The sequence below is a fragment of the Streptococcus sp. UMB0029 genome (genome assembly GCF_002871495.1).
Lineage (GTDB): Bacteria > Bacillota > Bacilli > Lactobacillales > Streptococcaceae > Streptococcus.
On the sequence record NZ_PNGD01000008.1, the window covers coordinates 107,139 to 130,431 of the forward strand.

Genomic DNA, 23,293 nt, shown 5'->3' on the forward strand with positions numbered 1-23,293 from the left:
ACTTGTTTAATGTGATTGGCTTTCCAGCATCTCCACATAGTCAATGGCGACACAGAGGGAAATGATTAGATCTGCATAAGCATCCTCAAGGACCGTTACGGTATAGGTAGAGGTCAGATGGAAGAGTTCCTTCTTAATTTCCGCAATCAGCTGATCTCGATCATCCAGCAATTTGAAATCCAAATCCCAGATATTGCCCTCGATACGAAGACCTAGATTATCAAACTCATACTTATCTCGCCAGAAGGTCAACTTCTTACGAATGACAAAACTCGAGCCATCCCGAAGCTGAATCTCAAAACGAGGGAGCAAGGTCAAGATTTCTTTACTGATCTGACTAACCTGTTCACCATAGTCGTCATAGATGGTAAAGGTCTTAGGAATTTGGAAAAAAGATCCCTCTACCTGATAGGCGATTTCTCCCCTGTCATCCTTGATAGAGAAGCGTTCGCCTCCAAGACGAAACTTTTGTTTGACGAGAAATGTTTTCATCAACACCTTCAAAAATCAAAAGACAAGCTCATATCACGAAGGGCGAAAAACCGCGGTACCACCTTCATTCAATGAACTTGTCATTCTCTTATTCTTATGCAATTGTATGATTGAGTAGCATGACTTCCTAGCTTAGATGGCTCGCAGCACCGCCATTTCTCTGGACTAAGACAAGTGAAAATCAATTCTCAACTTTCTTATTATATCGTTTTTTGGGTTCTTCGTCAACTGGAAATCATCTTATGAGATAGACACTGTCATTAAAGTTTAATTTTCCCAAAAACTTGCTACCATCTCATCCACTATACATATTTTACTATAACATTTCTGTTCGTAAAGCCACGATTTCTCTATTCCTTCCTCTGACGATTCTGATTTCCAGCACCAGGCTTAGAATGGCTATTATTTTCACGGTTATCTGGCGTCAAATCTCATATATCCGATATACCTGTCATACTCAAAATAGCTCTCTACACCCAAGGAACTATTTATCATATAATGTAACAGTTCTAGCACCTTGTATTTTTTCAACTTTCAATAGCTTAATGGGGGTTTGGTTCATTTCATAGTGTTTTGCACTACGCCCTTCTGGCAACTCAGCCTGTATTTTTCTTCTAAAAACTGAAACAGGATAGCAAATATCCGTGTTCTTAACCTTCTTATCATATTTATCAAACAAAAAATAAAATTCTTTATCTCTATGTTGAAAATGCAATAAATACTTTGCTTTAATCTTAGACCCAATTTTGTTTGGGTCAAAATAATACAATCCCTTTAAATTAACACTTATATTTTCTAGCATCGTATAAATTAAATTCAGAGAAGTAGCCCTAGATAAAAATGCAGCCTTGTGCTGAGATGTATCTTTATCTAAATCATAAAAAGTGATATGATTTCCCAAAATTTGGTTATATATCTTCTGAGCCCCATTACCATTGAAGCACTTAACTTTATCTATTCCTTTTAGTTTGTGCAAACCTATAAGATGATGAAAATTTGGTTCCGTGAAGCTTAATTCAATATATTTTTCTATAGTTTGTTTGGAGACAGTCTGAGTAATAGTAAATTTGTATTGAGTATCCATCAACGTTCTATAACTAAGAATTAAATTTCTTAACATACTGTACCTTTTCTCAAAAAAAATAAAGAGGCTATTTACACCTCTTCCTACGATATATTTATTCACCTGCTTGCGGAAAATATATAAAACCCAAATAAGCCTATCTACAAACTACTGACCAAAGCAGACCGACCAGTAATTCCTTGGCTACGCTAAAAGCGATAGTTTTGTTCTACAGTTTTTATTATATTAGATTCTTAACAATATGTCAAGTAAAATCAAAAAGCTGCTTATTATAGTGGATTGAAATAAGATATGAACAAAGAGCTTAGGAAAGTCAACTTAATTTCTAGAAATGTTTTAGAATCCATAACGTACTATTTTAGATTCAATCTACTATAGTTTTTTGTATTTTTTAAAAAGAAAAACGAACCAGCTTGACTGATTCGTTTTCTTACGTTCTCCTACTTCCGATACATTTTAAACTGTAGGAAGAGATCGCTATATTTGCCTGTCCACTTATGGTCAAATTTCTCATAAACTTCTAGGTGTTTCATGGTTTCAGCATCTGGATAGAAGGCCTTGTCTTCTTTTTTCTCCTCTGGGAGCAATTCCTTAGCTGGTAGGTTTGGTGTTGAATAGCCAACATACTCTGCATTTTTGAGAGCATTTTCGGGTTTCAACATAAAGTTGATAAAGGCATAGGCTGCATCTTGGTTTTTGACTGTTTTGGGAATGACCATATTGTCAAACCAAAGGTTGCTGGCCTCAGTCGGTACTACATAGCGTAGATTTTCATTTTTTTCTAGCATTTGGCTGGCTTCACCAGAGAAGGTCACACCGATAGCAGCGTTGTTCTGAATCATGTAGCCCTTCATCTCATCCGCCACAATAGCCTTGATATTTGGAGTCAGCTTATAGAGCTTATCCACTGTTTCTTCCAACTGCTGGGTATCCTTGGAGTTGAGGCTATAGCCGAGGGAGTTGAGCCCCAGCCCCAGCACCTCACGCGCCCCATCAAAGAGCATGATAGAGTTCTTATACTCTGGCTTCCAAAGGTCGTCCCAATGCTCAGGCGCTTCATCGACCATAGTTTCATTGTAGACAATTCCCAGGGTTCCCCAGAAATAAGGAATGGAGAATTTATTGCCTGGGTCAAAGGACTGGTTGAGAAACTCTGGTCCGATATTTTCAAGACCTTCAAGTTTTGAATAGTCAAGCGGAACCAAGAGGTCTTCGTCCTTCATCTTGTTGATCATGTATTCACTTGGGATGGCAACATCATAGGTCGTTCCACCCTGCTTAATCTTGGTATACATGGCTTCGTTGGAGTCAAAGGTCTCATACTGGACTTGGATTCCTGTCTCTTCTGTAAATTGCTCCAAGAGTTCAGGATCGATATAATCCCCCCAGTTATAGATAACCAATTTTTGACTATCTCGGCTATTGATTTTACTATCTAGATGAGTCGCAATTCCCCATAAGACAAGGATAATGGCTGCAATTCCTGCTAAAAATGAATAGAGTTTTTTCATGCTTGCTCCTCCTTCTCACGTGAGATAAAGTAATATCCAACAACTAGGATAATACTAAAGAGAAAGACGAGGGCAGACAGGGCATTGATTTCTAGCGAAATTCCCTTACGCGCACGAGAGTAAATCTCGACTGACAAGGTTGAAAAGCCATTTCCCGTCACAAAGAAGGTCACGGCAAAGTCATCTAGCGAATAGGTGAAGGCCATGAAATAACCTGCAATGATAGACGGAGTCAGGTAAGGAAGCATAATTTCCTTGAACATCTGAAATTGACTGGCACCAAGGTCATAGGCCGCATGAATCATATCTCCGTTCATTTCCTTGAGTCGAGGCAAGACCATCAAGACTACGATAGGAATGGAGAAGGCCACGTGACTAGAAAGAACGGTCAAAAAGCCAAGTGAAAACTTGAGTTGGGTAAAGAGAATCAAGAAGCTGGCACCAATCATAACGTCAGGCGCAACCATGAGGATATTATTGAGTGATAGAAAGGCTTCTTGGTATTTCTTACGAGACTGGTAGATGTAAATAGCACCAAAAGTCCCGATAATGGTCGCTATCAAGGCTGATAGAAAGGCCAAGAAAAAGGTCTGAGTCACAATCAACATGAGACGACCATCGCCAAACATGGTTTTAAAATGGCTCAAGCTAAAACCTGTAAAGCTATTCATGTCGTTGCCTGCATTAAAGGCATAGCCAATCAAGTAAAAAATCGGCAGGTAGAGGACAAGAAAGACCAGTCCCAGATAAAGATTGGCAAATTTTTTCATCGTTCTCTCCTTTCCTTGGTCACCCACATGGTGATGAACATAGTCAGGATGAGAATCACACCGATGGTTGAACCCATACCGTAGTTGTCATTGGTTAGGAAATTCTGTTCAATAGCCGTTCCCAGCGTAATAACACGGTTCCCACCAATCAAACGGGTCAGCATGAAGAGACTCAAACTTGGGATAAAGACGGATTGAACTCCACTTCGCACGCCGTTCATAGACAGAGGGAAGATGACATGACGGAAGGTTTCCCACTTGGTCGCACCGAGGTCGTAGCTGGCATTGATGAGATTGTTGTCCATATCATCCAAGACATTGAAGATTGGCAAGATCATAAAGGGAAGCTCGATGTAGCTTGCGACAAAGATAAAGGAGAAATCGGTAAAGAGCAACTGTTGCGAACCAATTCCGATAAATTCCAAGAATTGGTTAATAGAGCCATTCTGACCAAAAATCCCGATAAAGGCATAGGCCTTGAGGAGCAGGTTAATCCATGTCGGCAAGATAATCAGCATGAGCCAGAGTTGACGGTGCTTGAGACGAGTCAAAAAGAGGGCTGTCGGATAACTGATAAGCAAGGTCACAAAGGTCACAATTCCTGCATAAAGCACTGAGTTGAAACTCATCTTGAGATAAGTCAAGTTTTGTGACGCAAAGTAGGACTTATAGTTTTCTAAACTGAACTGGCCTTCGATATTGAAAAAGGATTGACCGAAAATCAAGACCAAGGGTGCCAACACAAAGAGGGCAATCCAGAGCATGTAGGGCACTACAAAGAGTTTAGAGCTTGTTTTCTTCATCTCTTTCCTCCTCAATTGCATTGATCAGGCCTGCTTCTTGCTCTTCGATTTCCACGTATTCTTCGATACGGGCATCGAACTCTTCTTCGGTTTCGTTGAGACGCATGATGTGGATGTCTTCTGGTTCAAAGTCCAGACCGATTTCCTCACCCACGATGGCCTTACGAGTTGAGTGGATCATCCATTCATTTCCAAGTTCGTCATAGGCTATAATTTCATAGTGCACCCCACGGAAGAGCTGAGTATCGACCTTAACTTGAAGCTTGCCTTCTTCAGGAAGGGTAATGCGCAAGTCCTCTGGACGAATGACAACCTCAACAGGCTCATTTGGCTTCATCCCCCCATCGACCGCTTCAAAGCGTTTGCCGTTAAACTCAACCAAGTAATCCTCAATCATGGTACCTGGCAAGATATTTGACTCCCCGATAAAGGTGGCAACAAAGTGGTTGATTGGCTCATCATAGATATCCACAGGTGTCCCAGACTGAACAATATCGCCATCATTCATAACGAAAATCCAGTCACTCATGGCAAGGGCTTCTTCCTGATCGTGAGTAACAAAGACAAAGGTAATACCCAATCGTTGTTGCAGTTCACGCAGTTCATACTGCATGTCTGTTCTTAATTTCAAGTCCAACGCTGACAAAGGCTCGTCCAACAAAACCACACGGGGTTGGTTGATGATGGCACGGGCAATAGCCACACGCTGGCGTTGTCCTCCAGAGAGTTTACGAATGGAACGTTTTTCATACCCTTCCAACTGAACCATCTTGAGAACTTCTGCTACACGCTGCTCGATTTCTTTCTTGTCAATTTTACGCAAGCGGAGTGGGAAGGCAACATTTTCAAACACATTCATATGTGGGAACAAGGCATAGGATTGAAAGACGGTATGGACGTCTCGCTTGTTGGTTGGAATGTCATTGATACGGACACCGTCCAGCAAAATATCTCCTGTCGTTGCATCCAGTAAACCTGCAATGATGTTAAGGATGGTTGATTTCCCTGAACCAGATGCGCCTAGAAGGGTGTAGAATTTCCCCTCTTCCAACTCAAAGTTGATGTCTTTGAGAACCTTGGTGTTGCTGTCTTCAAAAACTTTAGAGACGTTTTTGAATTCAATAATTGGTTTTTTCAATTGTCATTTATTCCTTCTTTTTCATAGATTAACAGATCAGGGCTCTGTCAGACCGCTACTACCTCGTGTAGGAGATTGAACTGCCTACATTCTTCTGCACTGACGATAGGCTTTCACCCCCTTTCCATGACATAGCAGCAGCTTTTAAACTACAGCTTCCTACTTGCTTTCACCTAAAATACGGACCTCTCTCTCAAGAGTAACGCCAGAGTGTTCCTTGACTTTTTCAATCACAGACTCAATCAAGTCTTCGTAGTCTTTGGCCGTTCCATCTGCGACATTGATCATAAATCCTGCGTGCTTTTCTGACACTTCTACGCCACCGATACGATAGCCTTTCAAGCCAGCTTCTGAAATTAATTGACCTGCAAAATGACCCACTGGACGCTTAAAGACCGAACCACAAGATGGGTATTCTAGAGGTTGCTTTAGTTCACGTAGGTGCGTCAAGCGGTCCATTTCTTGCTTGATAACCTGATGGGTCCCCGGAGCAAGGGCAAATTTGGCTGACAAGACAACTGCACCAGACTCCTGAATAGCTGAATGGCGGTAACCAAAAGCCAAATCTTTGACAGACAGGGTCTCGATTTCTCCATCCTTGGTCAAGACCTTACAAGACTGCAAGATGTGGGCAATCTCGCCACCGTAGGCACCAGCATTCATAAAGACAGCACCACCGACACTTCCAGGAATGCCACAAGCAAACTCAAAGCCAGTCAAACTGTGACGAAGGGCAATGCGAGTTGTCTCAATTAAGTTAGCACCAGCTTCAGCTTCGATGGTATAGCCATCAACTGAAACATTATTGAGCTTGTCACACAAGATGACAAATCCACGAATCCCACCGTCACGAACGATAATGTTGCTGGCATTTCCAAGAACCATCCAAGGAATATTTTCTTGATTGGCAAATTTGACAACACGAGCCAACTCAAAACGATTTCGTGGAAAGACCAGATAATCAGCCTCTCCACCTACTTTTGTATAACTATAGCTATGCAAGGGTTCCTTAAAACGGATATCAATCCCTTCTAAGATTTCAAGCATTTTTTCTCTTACAGACATGTCACTCTTCCTTTTTAAAAATTCATTCCATTATACCATTTTTAGAGACATTTGACGACCATAAAAAAACCTTGTTTACTTTTTAAACATAAAAAGAGGTTTCCCCTCTTTTTATGATTTTTTGCAAAAGATAGCCTTTGTTCCATAGGCAACCAGAACGAGTTCCAGTGCTAGGACAACTTCCACCAAGACTGGATTGGTCAACCAGCCAACTTGGGCTAGAGATGGTGCTAGGTCAAAGAAGGCATGTAGGCCATAGGCCACTAGGAGATAAATCCATTTCTTCTGGATAACAGCCTGGTAAACCCAAACTGTCAAAAGTAATTGAAAACCTAGCGCCAAGATTCTCTCAAAACCAAGCAAATAAATCTGCCAGACTGATAGCGACTGAATAGTTTTCAACATATTTTCAGACAGCAATTGCATGACCTGTGGATCCTGAGTTTGAACTGCCGAAAGAACGATGTAGAGATTGAGCAAACTGGTGATACCTAGAAAAATCAATTCCAAGCCACCATACCCCAAGCCATAGGCCAAGGCATCTGCCTTTTCCAAACTTCTCTTTTTCTCCAACCATTTGAAAAAAACAAGACGAGCCGTTTCCTCAAAAAATGCTGCCATGGCTAAGCCATAGATGATATAGACAAGTGGATGATCCTGCAAGAGGGCAATACTATCGTCTTTTTGAGGATGTAAAACCAAGATATGCACCAGTTTTTCCAAAATCTGTGAAGAAACAAAGAAAGCGACAGCCCCCAAGCCCAAGACAGCTAGATTGATCTGATATTTCTTTTTGGCATACCAAATGCTTCCTATCAAGAGAGCCAGCAACAGCACCATGGTAATGATAATATGAGTGGTCATTTTCGTCTCCTATTCTGCCTTTTCAATATCTTTTCTCATCTCTTCAACATTGAACTTGGCAAACAAGTATTGACGGTCTTGGACTGGGAAACGTTGGTCCAACTGGTCAACTGCTCCTACCTCGATAATGCCTTCCTTGATGATAAAGTCCATGACATGTCCACCGAAGGTCAAATCATCTGAGATGAAGTGCAGATGGTAGCCTGCCACACTAACCCCATGGAAAATCTCTGGGGTCCAGAAACCAACGATGGTCCCCGCCACATTTTCACGACTATATTCTGGTTGGCGAGTTGCGACCTCAGCAAACTTGGTATCTGGTGTAGACTTGGGAATCATGCGCACATGCATATGCGAAAATTCTCCACGAATCTTGATAGAGCGGAAAAGATTTTCCCCATCATAATAAGACTCAATCCGTTCTTCCAATTCCTTGTCTGTCATCTCAAAGCGCTGGCGAAAAATGACCTCTGCCTGATGCGGTACCACTGCTGCGTAAGGAATAAGGGCATCTGGTGATACTTCCACAATTTCTGGCTGCTCTCCTGACCCTTTGGCCTGATAGGCCTTGCCATCTAAGACAATCAATTCCCCATCAATAGAATCCAAGGTTCCCAAACCAAGGTCACCATGCTCTAGCAATTCTCCTACTGTCATGGTCCCACCATAAAGGCCAGCCATCAAAGCTCCAAGGGTATTGTATTGAAATAATTTCACTGGTTCCTGCACGTTCTTATCCATTCTCTTTCTTGTCTGTTATACTCAATGAAAATCAAAGAGCAAACTAGGAAGCAAGCCGCAGGTTGCTCAAAGCACTGCTTTGAGGTTGTAGATAAGACTGACGAAGTCAGCTCAAAACACTGTTTTGAGGTTGTGGATAGAACTGACGAAGTCAGTAACCATATCTACGGCAAGGCGAAGCTGACGTGGTTTGAAGAGATTTTCGAAGAGTATTATTCTATAAATGTTACTCCTAAGTATACCACATTTGCCCCTAGATGTGAACGAGAGAAACACTCTAGACATTGCCAAGAAGGAAAAAAAAGGGTACAATGTAACAAAATAAAGGGAGGTCTGGAATGAAGAAACAAAGCAAATACCAAGAGGTCGTTTCCTATCTGAAAAATGGTATCGAGTCTGGACGTTTTCCGACGGGGAGTCGCCTGCCTTCTATCCGTCAACTGAGCCTTGACTTTCACTGTAGCAAGGACACCATTCAGCGTGCTCTACTGGAATTACGGCACGAACAATACCTCTATGCCAAGCCCCAGAGTGGTTACTATGTCCTAGAACAAGGGCAACACCAGGATCTAGAAATCGAAGTCACTGACGAACATGCCAGTGCCTATGACGATTTCCGACTCTGTGTCAATGAAACCTTGATTGGCCGAGAAAACTACCTCTTCAACTACTATGACAATCAAGAAGGTTTAGAAGACTTAAGACAATCCATTCATAAACTCCTCTTTGACCAAGCTCTTTACTGCAAGGCTGATCAACTGGTACTGACTTCTGGAACCCAACAAGCCCTTTTTATTCTCTCTCAAATTTCCTTTCCGAGCCAGGCTAAGGAAATCTTGGTGGAACAGCCGACCTATCATCGGATGAATCGCCTCTTGATTGCTCAAGGTCTGGACTATCAAACGATCGAACGAGGCATTGATGGGATTGACTTGGAGGAACTGGAAGGCCACTTCAAAACTGGAAAAATTAAGTTTTTCTATACCATTCCTCGTTTTCACTATCCTCTGGGGCATTCCTATTCTGAGCAGGACAAACGGGCTATCCTTGGCTTAGCTGCCAAGTACGGTGTCTATATCGTAGAGGACGACTATCTAGGTGATTTGGACTCCAAGAAGGGCCAGACCTTTCACTATCTGGATACAGAGGAGCGGGTCATTTACATCAAGTCCTTCTCAACCAGCCTCTTTCCAGCACTGCGGATTACGGCACTCATTCTGCCAAATGCTATCAAGGAAGCCTTTGTGGCCTACAAAAATATCCTAGATTACGACAGCAACCTCATCATGCAAAAAGCCCTGTCACTCTATATTGACAGTCAACTGTTTGAGAAAAATCGTCTGGCTCGCTTATCCAGTCAGGAAGACTACCAAAAACAAATCACGGAAAGACTAGCTAACACTCCTTGTCACCTCCCTCACTTTCCTCTACATGATGGTTTATTGCTAGACCTCAGACAGTATCCTAAAATCGCCAGTCTCAAACACAGTCAGCTGGGCTTAGACTTCTTTGAAGAGGCTTACTTGGGTACCTGCCCTTACCAATTTGCCAAGGTGTCCTTAGACAATCTGGAAAATGTTTTAAACTATTTAAAAGCAGAATTGGAATAACCTCCAACTCTGCTTTTTCTTATTCTTCAACTTCTGTTAGGCTTGCTGCCTTTTCAAGATATTTTTGGTAGGTACCGTCATCCTTGAGTTTTTGGATGACCTTGTCCACCACTTCTTTCAAATCAGCACTGTTTTTTCGAAGGGCAACTGCATTAGCTTCGCCGTCCTTCATCTTTAAGCTGACAGTTGCGACAGCTAGGTCTGCATTTTTAGCAGCGTAACTAAGTGCAACAGGTTCATCCATATGAACAGCATCTACTTTTCCAGCCTGCAATTCATTGACTGCTTCCCCCATATTGGTTAGGGAAGTCAATTGAGCTTTTGGCAATTGTTCCTTGACCATTGATTCTGGAACAGTTCCTTTTTGGGCTGCAATATTCGCACTTTCCAGACTAGTTAGATCCTTGTATTTTTCTACATCAGCCTTACGAACCAAGAAACTAATCTTGTTTTCATAGTAAGGGATTGAAAAGTCAAAGACTTCTTTTCTCTCGTCAGTAGCGCTAATTCCTGCAACAGCTAGGTCAGCCTTACCAGTTTGAAGACTGGTCAAGACATTGTCAAAACTCATGCTTGAAATTTCCAACTTAACCCCAAGTTCATCAGCAATAGCCTGAGCCATGTCAATGTCCGCACCAACTACTTGATTTTTTCCGTCAACCAAGGCTTGGAATTCAAAAGGTGCATAGTCAGGACTGGTCGCCACAACTAATTTTCCCTTTTGCTTAATGGCCTCAACAGCTGACTGAGAAGCATTAGAACCTGACTGGCAAGCTACTAAGAAGAAACTTGCAAGAAGACTACATAAAACAAATATCCATTTTTTTGATTTCATAAATAAACAACCTCTCTGTTATTTTTGTATAATTATAACTCCATCCAAGGTGCTTGTCAAGTGTTTTTTTGAATTTTTATCTTAAAAATATTTTTTTCATTCAAAAAAGGAGCTATCAGTTGATTTTAAGCTCCTTTTTATACAGAATGAATCTATTTTATAGTTCCACAATCTTACCTGTTTCAAAGTAAACAACCCATTCACAGATATTCTTAGCATAATCTCCAATACGTTCTAAGAAGGCAATTACTTGAAAGTAATCACGACCTGTAACAATGGCATCTGGATTTTTCTTGATTTCTTCTGTAGCCAAGTCACGAATGCTATCAAAGTATTGGTTGATTTTTTCATCCATAGCTGCTACTTCATAGGCCTGGTCTACTGAACCATTCAGATAGAGCTCAAGGGCTGCTTCGACGAAGTTCTTGACATCGCGACCCATCCTCTTGATTTCTTCTTCAACAGCTGGGATACGTTGTTCCCCCTTCATACGAATGGCTGCTTTTGCAATGGAAACGGCATGGTCTCCCATACGTTCCAAGTCAGATACGGCTTTTAAGACTGTCAAAACAGTACGTAAGTCTTGAGAAACAGGTTGTTGAAGGGCAATCATTTCAAATGATTTCTTCTCCAATTTTACTTCGTATTCGTTTACTTCTGCATCGTCTTCGATGACTTCTTTGGCCAAATCACGGTCATGCGTAACAAAGGCACGCACTGTACGATTGATTTGGGATAGCACTTCCTGTCCCATGGCATAGAACTGGTTGTGCAATTTCTCTAAATCTTCTTCAAATTGAGAACGTAACATCATTTATCTCCTTATCCAAATTTTCCTGAAATATAATCTTCTGTTTCCTTGTGTTGTGGGTTGAGGAACATCTTCTTGGTATCGTTAAACTCAATCAAATCTCCATCTAGGAAAAATCCTGTCTTGTCAGAAATACGAGAGGCTTGTTGCATAGAACGCGTAACCAAGAGCATGGTATATTTATTTTTTAGCCCATACAAGGTTTCCTCAATCTTACCAGCCGAGATAGGGTCCAAGGCTGAAGTCGGTTCATCCAAGAGAATGATTTTAGGACTAGTTGCCAAAACACGGGCAACGCAAACACGTTGCTGTTGTCCACCTGAAAGTCCGATAGCTGAATCATGCAGGCGATCCTTGACCTCATCCCAGATAGAAGCCCGTTGCAAGGCTTTTTCCACAGCTTCATCCAGAACCTGCTTATCCTTAACTCCATTGATACGAAGCCCGTAAACAACATTTTCGTAGATAGACATAGGGAAGGGGTTCGGCTGTTGGAAAACCATACCGATTTCCTTGCGCAATTCAACTGTATCAGTACGCGGACTATAGATGTTGTGGCCATTATAAACCACTGAACCAGTTGTAGTCACCTCTGGATTGAGATCCCCCATACGGTTGATAGCCTTTAGGAGGGTTGATTTTCCTGATCCAGATGGACCAATCAAGGCTGTAATTTCCTTAGGTTGGAAAGATAAGGAAACACTATTCAAGGCCTTTTTTTGATTGTAGTAAACGGACAGGTCTGAAACCTGTAAAATCGCTTCTGTCATACTGTTTCCTTTCTATCCAAAGTGTCCTGTTACGTAGTCATTGGTCGACTGTAGTTTGGCATTTTGGAAAATATTAGAGGTCTTATCGTACTCGATCAAATCACCCAAGTAGAAAAATCCTGTGTAGTCACTAGCACGCGCAGCCTGCTGCATACTGTGGGTCACGATGATGATGGTAAAGTCCTTCTTCAATTCCAACATGGTTTCTTCCAGCTGGGCTGTCGCAATCGGATCCAAGGCTGACGCCGGCTCATCCATCAAGAGAATATCTGGTTTAACAGAGATGGCACGAGCGATACAGAGACGTTGCTGCTGACCACCTGATAGAGTCAAGGCTGACTTGTGCAAATCGTCTTTGACCTGGTCCCAAAGGGCAGCTTGACGAAGAGAAGTTTCCACAATTTCATCCAAAACTTGCTTGTCCTTAACCCCTGCACGTTCATGAGCAAAAGTGATATTGCGGTAGATAGACTTGGCAAAGGGATTTGGTCGTTGGAAGACCATTCCGATGTGTTTACGCATCTCATAAACATTGATTTCTGGACGGTTGACGTCAATTCCTTGATAGAGGATTTGACCTGTGACCTTGGCAATATCAATGGTATCATTCATACGATTGAGACTGCGGAGGTAGGTTGATTTCCCTGAACCAGAAGGGCCAATTAAGGCTGTAATTTTATTTTTTTCAAATTGCATATCGATGCCCTTGATGGATTCTTTTTTACCGTAGTAAACATGTAAATCCTTGGTAGAGAGGGCCACTTTCTCTTCAGGAAAGGTGATGATATGCTTTTCATCCCAATTATATTTTGACATGGCTTCTCCTTTAGGCAGCGGTTAATTTTTTATGTAGGTAGCTTCCGAGTTTACGGGCTCCAAAGTTAAAGATCAAGATAAAAATCAAGAGAACTGCTGCAGAACCTGCTGATACGATAGTTCCATCAGGAATGGTTCCTTCACTGTTGACTTTCCAGATGTGGACAGCCAAGGTTTCTGCTTGACGGAAGATAGAGATGGGACTCGTAACACTGAGAATATTCCAGTTAGACCAGTCTAGGGCTGGAGCAGATTGTCCTGCTGTATAGATAAGAGCTGCTGCCTCACCAAAGATACGACCAGATGCCAAGACAACACCAGTCACAATACCTGGTAGGGCTTCTGGAATGACCACATGGACAACTGTCTCCCAACGAGAAATCCCAAGGGCTAAACCAGCTTCACGCTGCGTATGGTGAACGTGTTTCAAACTGTCCTCAACATTTCGAGTCATCTGAGGCAAGTTAAAGACTGTCAAGGCCAAGGCTCCTGAAATAATTGAAAATCCATACTCAAACTGAACTACAAAGATCAAGTAACCAAAGAGACCCACAACCACTGATGGCAGTGAAGACAAGATTTCAATACAGGTTCTGACAAAATTGGTCACAGGACCTTTTTTGGCGTATTCGGCTAGGAAAATCCCAGCTCCCATAGACAAAGGAACAGAGATAATCAAGGTAATGACCAGAAGGAAGAAGGAATTATAGAGCTGAATTCCAATCCCTCCACCTGCTTGGTAAGAAGATGATTTGCCAGTCAAGAAAGACCAAGAGATGTGGGGCAAACCACGAACCAAGATATAAAGAATCAAGGATGCCAAGATGGCAACGATAATTCCTGCAATCGAGTAGAGGACAGCTGTTGCAATTTTATCTAATTTCTTAGCGTGCATAGTTTTTCTTTCCTCTTTCTTTCGTAATCAATTTAATGACACTGTTGAAGGCTAAACTCATCAAGAGTAAGACTAGGGCTAATGACCAGAGAACGTTATTATCAACTGTACCCATAACGGTATTTCCGATACCCATGGTTAACACAGAGGTCAAGGTCGCAGCAGGTGTTGTTAGTGAAGTTGGGACAACGGCTGAGTTTCCGACCACCATCTGAATGGCCAAGGCCTCACCAAAGGCACGCGCCATCCCAAAGACCACCGCTGTGAAAATCCCTGAACGCGCCGCCTTCAAGGTCACGCGCCAGATGGTTTGCCAACGAGTGGCCCCCATAGCCAAACTAGCTTCACGGTAGTGACGAGGCACCGCACGCAAACTATCCGTTGTCATAAAAGTTACCGTCGGTAAAATCATGACAAAGAGAACGAAAATCCCTGACAAGATTCCAAAACCAGTTCCACCAAAGACGCTGCGGACAAAGGGAACTACGACCTGCAAACCGATAAATCCATACACTACTGAAGGAATCCCGACCAGCAATTCAATGGCTGGTTGCAAGATTTTAGCACCTTTTGGTGAGACTTCCGTCATAAAGACAGCTGCACCAATGGCAAAAGGAGTTGCGATAAGGGCTGATAGGATTGTGACAATAAAGGAACCCAAAATCATGGGAAGGGCACCAAATTGTTTACCTGAAGGATTCCAAGTTTGGCCAAAGAGGAAATCAAAGATGTTGACCCCATTGACGAAGAAGGTCGACAAGCCTTTTTGGGCTACAAAAATCAAAATCATGGCCACAATAATGACAATCAAAGACAGACAGGCAAAGGTCAAGCCTTTTCCTAGTTTCTCTAGACGAGAGTTCTTTGAGGGAGAAAGTAATTTTTTAGCTAATTCTTCTTGATTCATTAGTGACTCCCTTCTAGTGCTGTCACCGTTCCGACAGCATCTTTTTCAACCTTCATTTCCTTGACAGAAATATAACCCATTCCCTTAACGATTCCGCTTTGTGCTTCATCTGAGAGGACAAAGTTGAGAAATTCTGCCACCAATTCATTGGGCTGACCTAGTGTGTACATGTGTTCGTAAGACCACAAAGGCCAATTATTGGTTGTAACATTTTCTGAAATCGGCTCATAGCCATTCAACTTCATGCGTTTAACCGAGTCATCCACATAGGCAAAGGCTAGGTAAGAAATGGCTCCTGGTGTCTGGGAAACAATGTTTTTGACCATCCCATTTGAATCCTGTTCTTGACTCTGAATGGCAGATTGGCCATCCATAACAACACTATCAAAGGTTGCACGCGAACCAGAACTTGCTGCACGGTTGATAATAGAAATGGCTAGATCTTTCCCACCGACTTCTTTCCAGTTGGTTACTTGGCCTGTGAAGATGCTACGGAGTTGCTCAGTTGTCAGATTTTCAACATCAACTTCCTTATTTACAATCACTGCCAAGCCCGCTACCGCAACCTTGTGGTCCACTAGGGCTGAGGCGTTGATACCGTCTTTTTCCTCGGCAAATACGTCTGAATTTCCTACATCAACGGCTCCAGACTGAACCTGAGACAGACCTGTACCAGATCCTCCACCTTGGACGTTGACTGTTTTCCCAACGTGCATAGAGCCAAATTCATCTGCTGCTGCTTCGACCAAGGGCTGAAGAGCCGTTGAGCCAACAGCTGTCATGGATTCTCCACGATCAATCCAGCTAGCACATCCCGCCAAAGAACCTGCCAGCAAAAGAGCTGCAAGGGATAGAGCGAGTTTTTTCCTTTTTTTCACTGTTTTTCTCCTTGAAAATAATGGTGAATGCTGTGAATTTTTTCAACTATTTATTGATGTTTTCCTTTTTTAAAATTGGGAGCCAACTAAAGTTCTTATACTCAATGAAAATCAAAGAACAAACTAGGAAACTAGCCGCAGGCTGCTCAAAGCACCGCTTTGAGGTTGTAGATAAGACTGACGAAGTCAGTCACATATATACGGCAAGGCGACGTTGACGCGGTTTGAAGAGATTTTCGAAGAGTATTAGCTTGGTTTAACTAGAAATTTGCTCAGTTGCCTTCTCCACTAATTTTGACTTAAAATGAAAGACAATTTGAAAAAAATCCATACTTCCACTATAACATAGACAAGCTACTTTGACTAGCATTTTCACTTGAATCTGAGGCCTTTTGGAAAATAATTTTTCAAAACATTTCCAGTCACCTTAGCAAAGCCTAAACCATTTCCTTGAACCAAAACTTGGTACCAACCATTTGGCAGACTTTCCGCTAGCTGAACGGTTTCTCCAGCCACATACTTTACAAACGCTTCTGGGTCAATTTCAACTGACTGCTTGACCCGACTCGGTTTCAAGGCTAGTCCAAGAGCGAAACTTGGTTCAAAGCGTTTCTTCTTAAAGGTACCCAGATGCAGGCCATTCCGAGCAATCTTGAGTTTCCCTAAATCTGGCAAAAGTTCTGGTAAGAGATAGAGTTGGTCTCCAAAAGTCTGCAAGATCCCCGGTAGATTGATTTTTAGGTGTTTTTGGCCAAATTCCTGCCACAAGGCAACTTGTTCACGGCTAAGATTGCTCTTACTTGCCTTACATTTTGGTGCTGGATTGTCACCTTTAAATTGCAAATGGGCGACAAACTGACCCTCTCCCTTAAAATGATGTGGGTACATACGAGCCGTTTCTGGCAGGCCAATACCAGCTACCATTCCATTGATATGCTCTACTGGCAACAAGTCAAAATCATACTCCTCCAGTAGCCAATTGACAATCTCTTCGTTTTCCTCGGGGGCCCAGGTACAGGTTGAATAAACCAAGCGACCACCTTCAGCTAGCATGGTTACTGCATCTGCCAGAATTTCTCTTTGCAAACTAGCACATTGACTCGGATAATCTAAGCTCCAATAGTCCATAGCATCTGGTTGCTTACGAAACATCCCTTCACCAGAGCAAGGAGCATCAAGGACAATGAGGTCAAAATAGCCCTTAAAAACCTTGGCCAAGCGGTCGGCAGATTCATTGGTCACCACGACATTTGTCGCTCCAAATCGCTCCATGTTTTCTACTAAAATCTTAGCCCGTTTGCTTGAAATTTCATTAGAAACGAGAAGACCCTCCCCTGCTAGATAGGCTGCTAATTGAGTTGATTTTCCTCCTGGAGCAGCAGCCAAATCCAAGACCTTCATCCCAGGACTGGGCTGGGCTACCTGAGCCACCATCTGGGCAGCGGGTTCTTGCGAATAAACCAAACCAGTAGCATGCTCAGGCGATTTCCCTGATACCTTCCCATAATGTCCCCAAGGGGTTTGAGGAATGGCATCAGAAAAGGAAACTGGCGCTTCTTTTAAGGGATTGATCCGAAAGGCAGAAACCGCTTCCTCTTCAAAAGAGGCAAGAAAATCTCTTGCCTCATCTCCTAGTATCTTCTCATATTTTTCAACAAATCCTTCTGGAAATTGCATTTAAGTTCTTTTCCTTTCGTAAATATAGGACTGAATTTCCTCCTGCATCTCAAGAGGTAGCATCATGACCGGCTGTCTGGTTTGAAAATCAAGCGGTTGACCAGATAGGGTCACAACCTGATAGCCCAGACTTTCCCCTAAAATACTAGCGGCAGCATAATCCCATGGTTGCAGATAGGTGACATAGGTCAACAAACGCCCTGATAAAATCTTGGCAAAACTAATGGCCGCACTCCCATAGACACGAACACCAAGAACCGCTCGACTCAAATCAGCCAAGCCCCATTCATTGGTTTCCAGCATGCCACTATTCCCTGCAATGAGAAAATCTCCAAGTGGTTTTGCTTTAAAAGGAGCTAAGGGCTTATTATTTAGACAAACGGGAAAGGCTCCACCACCGTGATAACAGTCCCCTTTGACCACATCATAAATCAGTCCAAACTGTCCCTGACCATTTTCAAAATAAGCCATCATGACAGCAAAATCTTCCTGCTGGGCTACAAAGTTATTGGTACCATCAATGGGATCAATGACCCAAACCTTGCCCTCTTGAACCGAAGCTCGCAGACAACCCTCTTCAGCGCAAATCTTATCCTCAGGATAACGGGATAAAATCTCACTAACCAAGAGCTCCTGAACTTCCTTGTCCAGTCTGGTCACCAAGTCTGTTGGAGAAGACTTGGTCTCAACCTGCAAGTCTTCCTGCATGTGGTCAAGGATATACTGGCCCGCTTTCTTAATTAGCTCTTTAGCAAATTCAAACTTACTTTCCAAGAGAAATCTTTCCTTCCCCTTTTTCCTTGGCAGCATGAACTGCTCGGTAAAGCGAATAGCCACTAACCGTTTCAAATTCTCGTCCCAAACGTTTCTCTTCGCTCTTGCTTGGCACAACCAATTTGAATCCCTTATAGGAATCCAGTAACTTTTTAGCCTCTACCTTGCCTTCATAGGCAGCTTCAACATCATTAAAAAAAGAAAGCACTGAAGCAAGTTCTTCAGTGCTCCACGACAAATCTAGTGGGTAACTATACTGTTTGTTCATTAACTAATACCAGCTCTCATTCTTGCTTCTTTTAGCTCTTGCTTACGGTAACTACGAGGGAGAAAAGCACGAATCTCATCTTCATTAAAACCAATCTGCATACGTTTGGCATCGATAATAATTGGGCGACGCAAAAGACTAGGGTACTGCTCAATCAAATGAAGCAACTCCGATACCGAAATACTCTCTACATCAATATTCAATTTTTGAAAAATTTTTGAACGAGTTGAAATGATGTCATCAGTACCATTTTCGGTCAAGGAAAGGATGTGTTGCAATTCTTTTCTTGTTAAAGGACTGGTCATGATATTGTGTTCCACAAAAGGTACCTTATGTTTCTCTAACCAGGCCTTCGCCTTACGACATGATGTACAGCTCGGTGATAGAAATAGTGTAATCATGCTTTTCTCTTCTTATCTATACTTTGCTAGTTCTATTATACAAAAAAATAAAGCGCTTGACTAGGGATTTTTAGAAAAAAAGCCTATTTTTTCAAGAAAAATAGACTGCTTGCGAACGATTGACACTATTCAGAATTAGTTAATTCACTCTTATACTCTTCGAAAATCTCTTCAAACCGCGTCAACGTCGCCTTGCCGTACTCAAGTACAGCCTGCAGCTAGTTTCCTAACTTGCTCTTTGATTTTCATTGAGTATTGACAATAGTTTCAAATCACATACTTAATTTATTTATGCAAACCAGAAACATCCTTAGTATTACTGCTTACGACTTTTCAGATACAGATAGCCAAAGAAGATTTCATAGAGGGCGAAAAAGAGGAGGAAGGCATGCAGGAAAAAGGTCTCTGGCAAAATCAGTATAACAGGATCCTTGGCTGGGTCAAAAAGCCAGGTATCATCTCCCACAAAGAGAATTTGATGGAAAAGGGTAAAGAACTGGTCAAAACCAATCAAAACTCCTCCAAGACCAATCAGTAAAGGCAAGACCACTAGAGTCAGAAGCCCTTTACTAAATAGAGATAGAAAGCCCTTTTTCACAATCCCTTTGACAAAGAAATAGAAACTTGGTAGAGTCACTAAGGCAACTAGCTGTACCAAGTGAAAGAGATTCTTCACCACTGCAAAGTGGTGCAAACCAGCTGCTGACGAACGAAAATCTGGCATATCTAGAACCTGACTAAAAGGATTAGTCAGGTAATTCATCAAGATATGAAAGTTGTATTGAATGGTTTCTGGTTTTAAATAGACCCGATTTGTTAAATTCAGCCACTGAATTTCCACTGGATAAACAATCCAAGCCAGATAAATAGTCAGAAGGATTGAAAGAGAGAGGAGAAAGAGCATAGAACCCCAAAAGGTCAGTTTAGTTTTCATCAAAATCCCACTCCGCAAGGCTAGAAACCACATGAGTTGGTGCGATTGGTAGGTCTGCTACTTCTTCTGCCTTGGTAAAACCTGTCGTCACCAAGAGCGTTGGAATACCATTGTCAATCCCAGCTCGGATATCAGTTAGGTAGTTGTCCCCGACCATGATTAACTCTTCACGTTCTAAGCCTAAGTGCTCAACCGCCTTGTCCATAATGATGGCATTTGGTTTTCCAATATAAACAGGCTTCACTCGTGTTGCTACTTCAAGGAGAGTTACTAGCGAACCTGCTCCTGGCAAAAGACCGCGTTCTGTCGGGATGTTGAGGTCAGGATTGGTTCCGATAAAGTGGGCACCCTTTTGGATAGCCAGAGTCGCTGTGGCAAATTTTTCATAGTCGACTTGCCAGTCCAGTCCTACTACCACATAGGCTGGATTTTCCTTGTCTTCGACATAACCAGCCGCCTTGATGGCTTCCTTGAGCCCTGCTTCACCAATGACATAGACCGTCTTTTCCAGCCCCAAGTCGTTCATATAGTCGATAGTCGCCAAAGTCGCTGTGTAGACAGTCGATAGGGGCGTATCGATATTAAAATTCTGAACCAACATCTCCTGAACACTCTCTGGAGTGCGGGTTGTATTGTTGGTCACAAAAAGATAGGGGATATCCCGCTTTTGCAATTCATGGACAAAAGCCTCTCCTGCTGGAATTCTGTCTTTCCCCTTATAAATCGTTCCGTCTAAGTCAATTAAATAGCCTTTATATTTCATCTATTTCTCCCTAATCCTTTTTTATTTCTTGCCAAGTGATGATTGCTTGGGCATTGGTAGCCCCGTCGCTTGTAATTTCATGCTTGCTTTCCAGTCCAGTCCGTTCAACAGCCGATGTAATCACCCCACCTGGTCGAACTTCCTTGACATACTTGAGATTGATTTTCTTGGGAATATACTGGGTCAAAAAGTCCGCTCCCATGACCTCAAAAATCCAGTCCAAGTATTTACTGTTATTGACATGGCCATTCATATCCAAGTCGTAAAAACGAACATGGTAATCCTTGCTGACTGGCTCTTTCAGGGACTCATACTTTGGCCCACGGATAAGCTTTTTATCAAAATCAGACTGGTAAGGAGCCACAATCTCAGGTTCAACAGCATGAACTTTTCGACTGTCTCGGTCCATGAGAACAAAGGTCGCCATCATGTGGATGAGTTCCTGACCTGCTTCATCATAAATGGTAAAGCGACGGTAGCAAAAGAGCCGATTGTAGCTCAGAGCTTCCGTTTCGATAGTGATTTCTTCTGCAAAACGAGGCAAACGAGCCACCTCAATATCGTATTCTGTGATAATCCAGACCAGATTATAGTCCTCCAAAATGGTTTTATCACTAACTCCCAGTTCAATCGACTGCATCCCTGAAACTTGCAAGGACAGCAAAATCACATCTGGAAGTTTGATATGACCGTTCATATCAGCCATATCAAAAGGAATCTTCATTTTCATTTGATAAGTTAAGCCCATGATCCTACTCCAAAATAAATCGTTCTGCTACAGTATCTCCCAAAAAGAGACCTCTCTTTGTCATACGCACGCGATCACCGTCTATTTGCATGAGACCTTGTTGCACCAAGTCTCTGACAATTTCTCCATAAAGCCCCTCAAACGGCCGACCAAATTTCTCCTCAAATCGCGCCATAGAGACCCCTAATTTCTTGCGAAGCCCCAGGAACATTTCTTCTTCCATTTGCTCTTTTTGACTCAGGTGCTCTTCTGTAATACGAGCATTGCCTTCCTCAACCGCACTAAGATAATGACGAATGGGACCATGATTTTTATAACGAACACCATTGACATAACCAGATGCCCCAGCACCGATGCCATAGTATTCGGCATTGTCCCAGTACATGAGATTGTGGCGACTTTCAAAACCAGGTTTGGAGAAATTGGAAATCTCATAATGCTCAAAACCCGCTCGCTCCAGCTCTGCGATGATGTACTCAAACATCTCAGCTTCCAGTTCTTCCTTAGGCAGAGGCAATTTCCCTCGTCGCATACGATTCATAAAGACCGTGTGATTTTCCAATATCAAGCTATAGAGACTCATGTGGGGAATATCCAGCCCAATGGCCTTAACCACATTGTCCTTAACTTGCTCCATAGTCTGACCAGGCAGTGCATAAATCAAGTCAATAGAGATATTGTCAAAACCAGCCAGTTTCAGGCGGTCGATATTTTCATAAATGTCCTTCTCCAAATGACTACGCCCAATCTTTTTCAGCATTTTGTCGTCAAAGGTTTGCACACCTAGTGAAACACGATTGACAGCCGAGTTCTTCAAAACGGCTATCTTATCCGCATCCAAGTCGCCTGGATTGGCCTCAATAGTCAACTCTTCCAAGACTGACAAGTCCAAGTTTTTAGTCAAGCCCTTCAATAACACCTCCAGTTGCGGAGCTGACAGGGCTGTTGGTGTCCCACCACCGATGTAGAGGGTTCGCAACTTTTGAATATCATAAGATTGAAACTCTTCTAACAGATGTTCCAAATAACTATCTACCGGCTGATTCTTGATAAAAACTTTTGAAAAGTCACAATAATAACAAATCTGGGTACAAAACGGGATATGCACATAGGCTGACGTTGGTTTCTTCTGCATAGTCTTATTATACCACAAAAAGCGAACAATACTTAGAATTCCGTTTAACAAAATTCTAGCATTGTTCGCTTTTTTTATCTAATCATTCTTTGTATTTTATGACTAACACGATTCCCAGAACCAATCTAGTTTGTCTTTACAATACAAAAGAATGAATGTTCATCTGACTAAATTTTTAGTCTTCTTTTTTCTTGCGAGCTACAAGTCCAAATCCACTCAATAGTCCAAGAAGTCCTAGAGATGCAAGAGTCGCATTTGATTCTGTTCCTGTATTTGGCAATACATTTTGAGAATCATTTGACTTAGCTCCATTATCAACAGTAGTCTTAGTATCTATCTGATCTGCATTCGGAGTAACTGCATTTGGAGTTGGAGTAGCTGGTGCTGGTGTATCTTGACCAGAACCTCCATTAGTGTCAGGTTTGACTGGCGTATCAGGTGTCACTGGTGCAACTGGAATTGTATCTGTTGGTGTTGCTGGTGTTACCTTAGCTGGAGTTTCTACTGGAACTTCTACAGCTGGTTTACCTGGTTCTGTAATCTTAGCAGTTCCTGGTACTTTACCTTCTGGTAATTCACTATTTGGTACTTTACCTTTACCGT

The 23,293-nt window shown here is 42.3% G+C and carries 27 protein-coding genes; 2 read left to right on the top strand and 25 right to left on the bottom strand.

Annotation, left to right across the window (positions count from 1 at the left end):
- Window positions 1-6: 6 nt before the first annotated feature.
- The 9 genes from CJ239_RS06800 to budA all read right to left on the bottom strand — a co-directional run bounded on the left by CJ239_RS06800 (window position 7) and on the right by budA (window position 8,468).
- The gene (locus tag CJ239_RS06800) at window positions 7-492 is read right to left on the bottom strand and encodes an LURP-one-related/scramblase family protein (protein WP_102211002.1); all 486 of its coding nucleotides are present in this window, start codon (window positions 490-492) and stop codon (window positions 7-9) included.
- A gap of 484 nt (window positions 493-976) precedes the next feature.
- The gene (locus tag CJ239_RS06805) at window positions 977-1,612 is read right to left on the bottom strand and encodes a PBECR4 domain-containing protein (RefSeq protein WP_102211003.1); all 636 of its coding nucleotides are present in this window, start codon (window positions 1,610-1,612) and stop codon (window positions 977-979) included.
- Between the two features lie 404 nt (window positions 1,613-2,016).
- Window positions 2,017-3,087 carry an ABC transporter substrate-binding protein gene (locus tag CJ239_RS06810; protein ID WP_102211004.1) on the bottom strand — a complete coding sequence of 357 codons (1,071 nt, stop codon included), beginning with the start codon at window positions 3,085-3,087 and terminating at the stop codon, window positions 2,017-2,019.
- Window positions 3,084-3,857 (bottom strand): ABC transporter permease, encoded by a 774-nt coding sequence (locus CJ239_RS06815; RefSeq protein ID WP_000712740.1) that lies wholly within the window; start codon window positions 3,855-3,857, stop codon window positions 3,084-3,086. The genes CJ239_RS06810 and CJ239_RS06815 overlap by 4 nt, the downstream gene beginning before the upstream one ends.
- The gene (locus CJ239_RS06820) at window positions 3,854-4,660 is read right to left on the bottom strand and encodes an ABC transporter permease (RefSeq protein WP_000753801.1); all 807 of its coding nucleotides are present in this window, start codon (window positions 4,658-4,660) and stop codon (window positions 3,854-3,856) included. The genes CJ239_RS06815 and CJ239_RS06820 overlap by 4 nt, the downstream gene beginning before the upstream one ends.
- Window positions 4,641-5,798, bottom strand: a complete 1,158-nt coding sequence (locus CJ239_RS06825; protein ID WP_102211005.1) for an ABC transporter ATP-binding protein — start codon at window positions 5,796-5,798, stop codon at window positions 4,641-4,643. Before CJ239_RS06825 ends, CJ239_RS06820 begins: the two co-directional genes overlap by 20 nt.
- 159 nt (window positions 5,799-5,957) lie before the next feature.
- The gene (murB, locus tag CJ239_RS06830) at window positions 5,958-6,863 is read right to left on the bottom strand and encodes a UDP-N-acetylmuramate dehydrogenase (RefSeq protein ID WP_102211006.1); all 906 of its coding nucleotides are present in this window, start codon (window positions 6,861-6,863) and stop codon (window positions 5,958-5,960) included.
- Between the two features lie 111 nt (window positions 6,864-6,974).
- Entirely contained in the window at window positions 6,975-7,727 is a 753-nt protein-coding gene (locus CJ239_RS06835; protein WP_102211007.1) for a YhfC family intramembrane metalloprotease, read from the bottom strand.
- Window positions 7,728-7,736: 9 nt separating this feature from the next.
- Window positions 7,737-8,468, bottom strand: a complete 732-nt coding sequence (budA, locus tag CJ239_RS06840; protein ID WP_102211008.1) for an acetolactate decarboxylase — start codon at window positions 8,466-8,468, stop codon at window positions 7,737-7,739.
- Window positions 8,469-8,492: 24 nt separating this feature from the next.
- On the opposite strand from budA, the gene CJ239_RS12170 reads away from it, so the two are divergent.
- The gene (locus CJ239_RS12170; RefSeq protein WP_257994474.1) at window positions 8,493-8,810 is read left to right on the top strand and encodes a hypothetical protein; all 318 of its coding nucleotides are present in this window, start codon (window positions 8,493-8,495) and stop codon (window positions 8,808-8,810) included.
- Entirely contained in the window at window positions 8,807-10,078 is a 1,272-nt protein-coding gene (locus CJ239_RS06850) for a PLP-dependent aminotransferase family protein (protein WP_102211009.1), read from the top strand. Before CJ239_RS12170 ends, CJ239_RS06850 begins: the two co-directional genes overlap by 4 nt.
- Window positions 10,079-10,097: 19 nt before the next feature.
- On the opposite strand, the gene CJ239_RS06855 is transcribed toward CJ239_RS06850, so the two are convergent.
- The 16 genes from CJ239_RS06855 to CJ239_RS12175 form a co-directional block, all read right to left on the bottom strand.
- Window positions 10,098-10,913, bottom strand: coding sequence for an ABC transporter substrate-binding protein (locus CJ239_RS06855; RefSeq protein WP_102211010.1), 816 nt, complete (start codon window positions 10,911-10,913; stop codon window positions 10,098-10,100).
- Window positions 10,914-11,070: 157 nt separating this feature from the next.
- Window positions 11,071-11,724: a phosphate signaling complex protein PhoU gene (gene phoU / locus CJ239_RS06860; RefSeq protein ID WP_042900673.1), complete on the bottom strand. Its 654-nt coding sequence runs from the start codon at window positions 11,722-11,724 to the stop codon at window positions 11,071-11,073.
- Between the two features lie 11 nt (window positions 11,725-11,735).
- Window positions 11,736-12,494: a phosphate ABC transporter ATP-binding protein PstB gene (gene pstB, locus CJ239_RS06865; RefSeq protein ID WP_000133485.1), complete on the bottom strand. Its 759-nt coding sequence runs from the start codon at window positions 12,492-12,494 to the stop codon at window positions 11,736-11,738.
- A gap of 12 nt (window positions 12,495-12,506) precedes the next feature.
- Window positions 12,507-13,310: a phosphate ABC transporter ATP-binding protein PstB gene (pstB, locus tag CJ239_RS06870; protein ID WP_020900241.1), complete on the bottom strand. Its 804-nt coding sequence runs from the start codon at window positions 13,308-13,310 to the stop codon at window positions 12,507-12,509.
- Between the two features lie 10 nt (window positions 13,311-13,320).
- Window positions 13,321-14,205: a phosphate ABC transporter permease PstA gene (pstA, locus tag CJ239_RS06875; protein WP_000543046.1), complete on the bottom strand. Its 885-nt coding sequence runs from the start codon at window positions 14,203-14,205 to the stop codon at window positions 13,321-13,323.
- The gene (pstC, locus tag CJ239_RS06880; RefSeq protein WP_049495124.1) at window positions 14,195-15,112 is read right to left on the bottom strand and encodes a phosphate ABC transporter permease subunit PstC; all 918 of its coding nucleotides are present in this window, start codon (window positions 15,110-15,112) and stop codon (window positions 14,195-14,197) included. Before pstC ends, pstA begins: the two co-directional genes overlap by 11 nt.
- Window positions 15,112-15,990 carry a phosphate ABC transporter substrate-binding protein PstS family protein gene (locus CJ239_RS06885; RefSeq protein WP_102211011.1) on the bottom strand — a complete coding sequence of 293 codons (879 nt, stop codon included), beginning with the start codon at window positions 15,988-15,990 and terminating at the stop codon, window positions 15,112-15,114. The genes pstC and CJ239_RS06885 overlap by 1 nt, the downstream gene beginning before the upstream one ends.
- A 372-nt stretch (window positions 15,991-16,362) precedes the next feature.
- Window positions 16,363-17,667: an RsmF rRNA methyltransferase first C-terminal domain-containing protein gene (locus CJ239_RS06895; protein ID WP_102211013.1), complete on the bottom strand. Its 1,305-nt coding sequence runs from the start codon at window positions 17,665-17,667 to the stop codon at window positions 16,363-16,365.
- On the bottom strand, window positions 17,668-18,441 hold the full coding sequence (locus CJ239_RS06900; protein ID WP_102211014.1) for an inositol monophosphatase family protein: 774 nt from the start codon (window positions 18,439-18,441) through the stop codon (window positions 17,668-17,670).
- Complete coding sequence (locus tag CJ239_RS06905; RefSeq protein ID WP_102211015.1) at window positions 18,431-18,709, bottom strand: UPF0223 family protein; 279 nt, start codon at window positions 18,707-18,709, stop codon at window positions 18,431-18,433. Before CJ239_RS06905 ends, CJ239_RS06900 begins: the two co-directional genes overlap by 11 nt.
- Complete coding sequence (locus CJ239_RS06910) at window positions 18,709-19,110, bottom strand: Spx/MgsR family RNA polymerase-binding regulatory protein (protein ID WP_000631259.1); 402 nt, start codon at window positions 19,108-19,110, stop codon at window positions 18,709-18,711. Before CJ239_RS06910 ends, CJ239_RS06905 begins: the two co-directional genes overlap by 1 nt.
- A 316-nt stretch (window positions 19,111-19,426) precedes the next feature.
- Entirely contained in the window at window positions 19,427-20,044 is a 618-nt protein-coding gene (locus tag CJ239_RS06915) for a TIGR01906 family membrane protein (protein WP_102211016.1), read from the bottom strand.
- Window positions 20,034-20,807, bottom strand: coding sequence for a TIGR01457 family HAD-type hydrolase (locus CJ239_RS06920; RefSeq protein WP_102211017.1), 774 nt, complete (start codon window positions 20,805-20,807; stop codon window positions 20,034-20,036). The genes CJ239_RS06915 and CJ239_RS06920 overlap by 11 nt, the downstream gene beginning before the upstream one ends.
- 10 nt (window positions 20,808-20,817) lie before the next feature.
- Window positions 20,818-21,555, bottom strand: a complete 738-nt coding sequence (locus CJ239_RS06925) for an acyl-[acyl-carrier-protein] thioesterase (RefSeq protein WP_102211018.1) — start codon at window positions 21,553-21,555, stop codon at window positions 20,818-20,820.
- Between the two features lie 4 nt (window positions 21,556-21,559).
- Complete coding sequence (gene hemW / locus CJ239_RS06930; RefSeq protein WP_102211019.1) at window positions 21,560-22,690, bottom strand: radical SAM family heme chaperone HemW; 1,131 nt, start codon at window positions 22,688-22,690, stop codon at window positions 21,560-21,562.
- Window positions 22,691-22,865: 175 nt separating this feature from the next.
- Window positions 22,866-23,293: LPXTG cell wall anchor domain-containing protein (locus CJ239_RS12175; RefSeq protein ID WP_257994476.1), on the bottom strand; the 428-nt coding region annotated here is incomplete at its 5' end.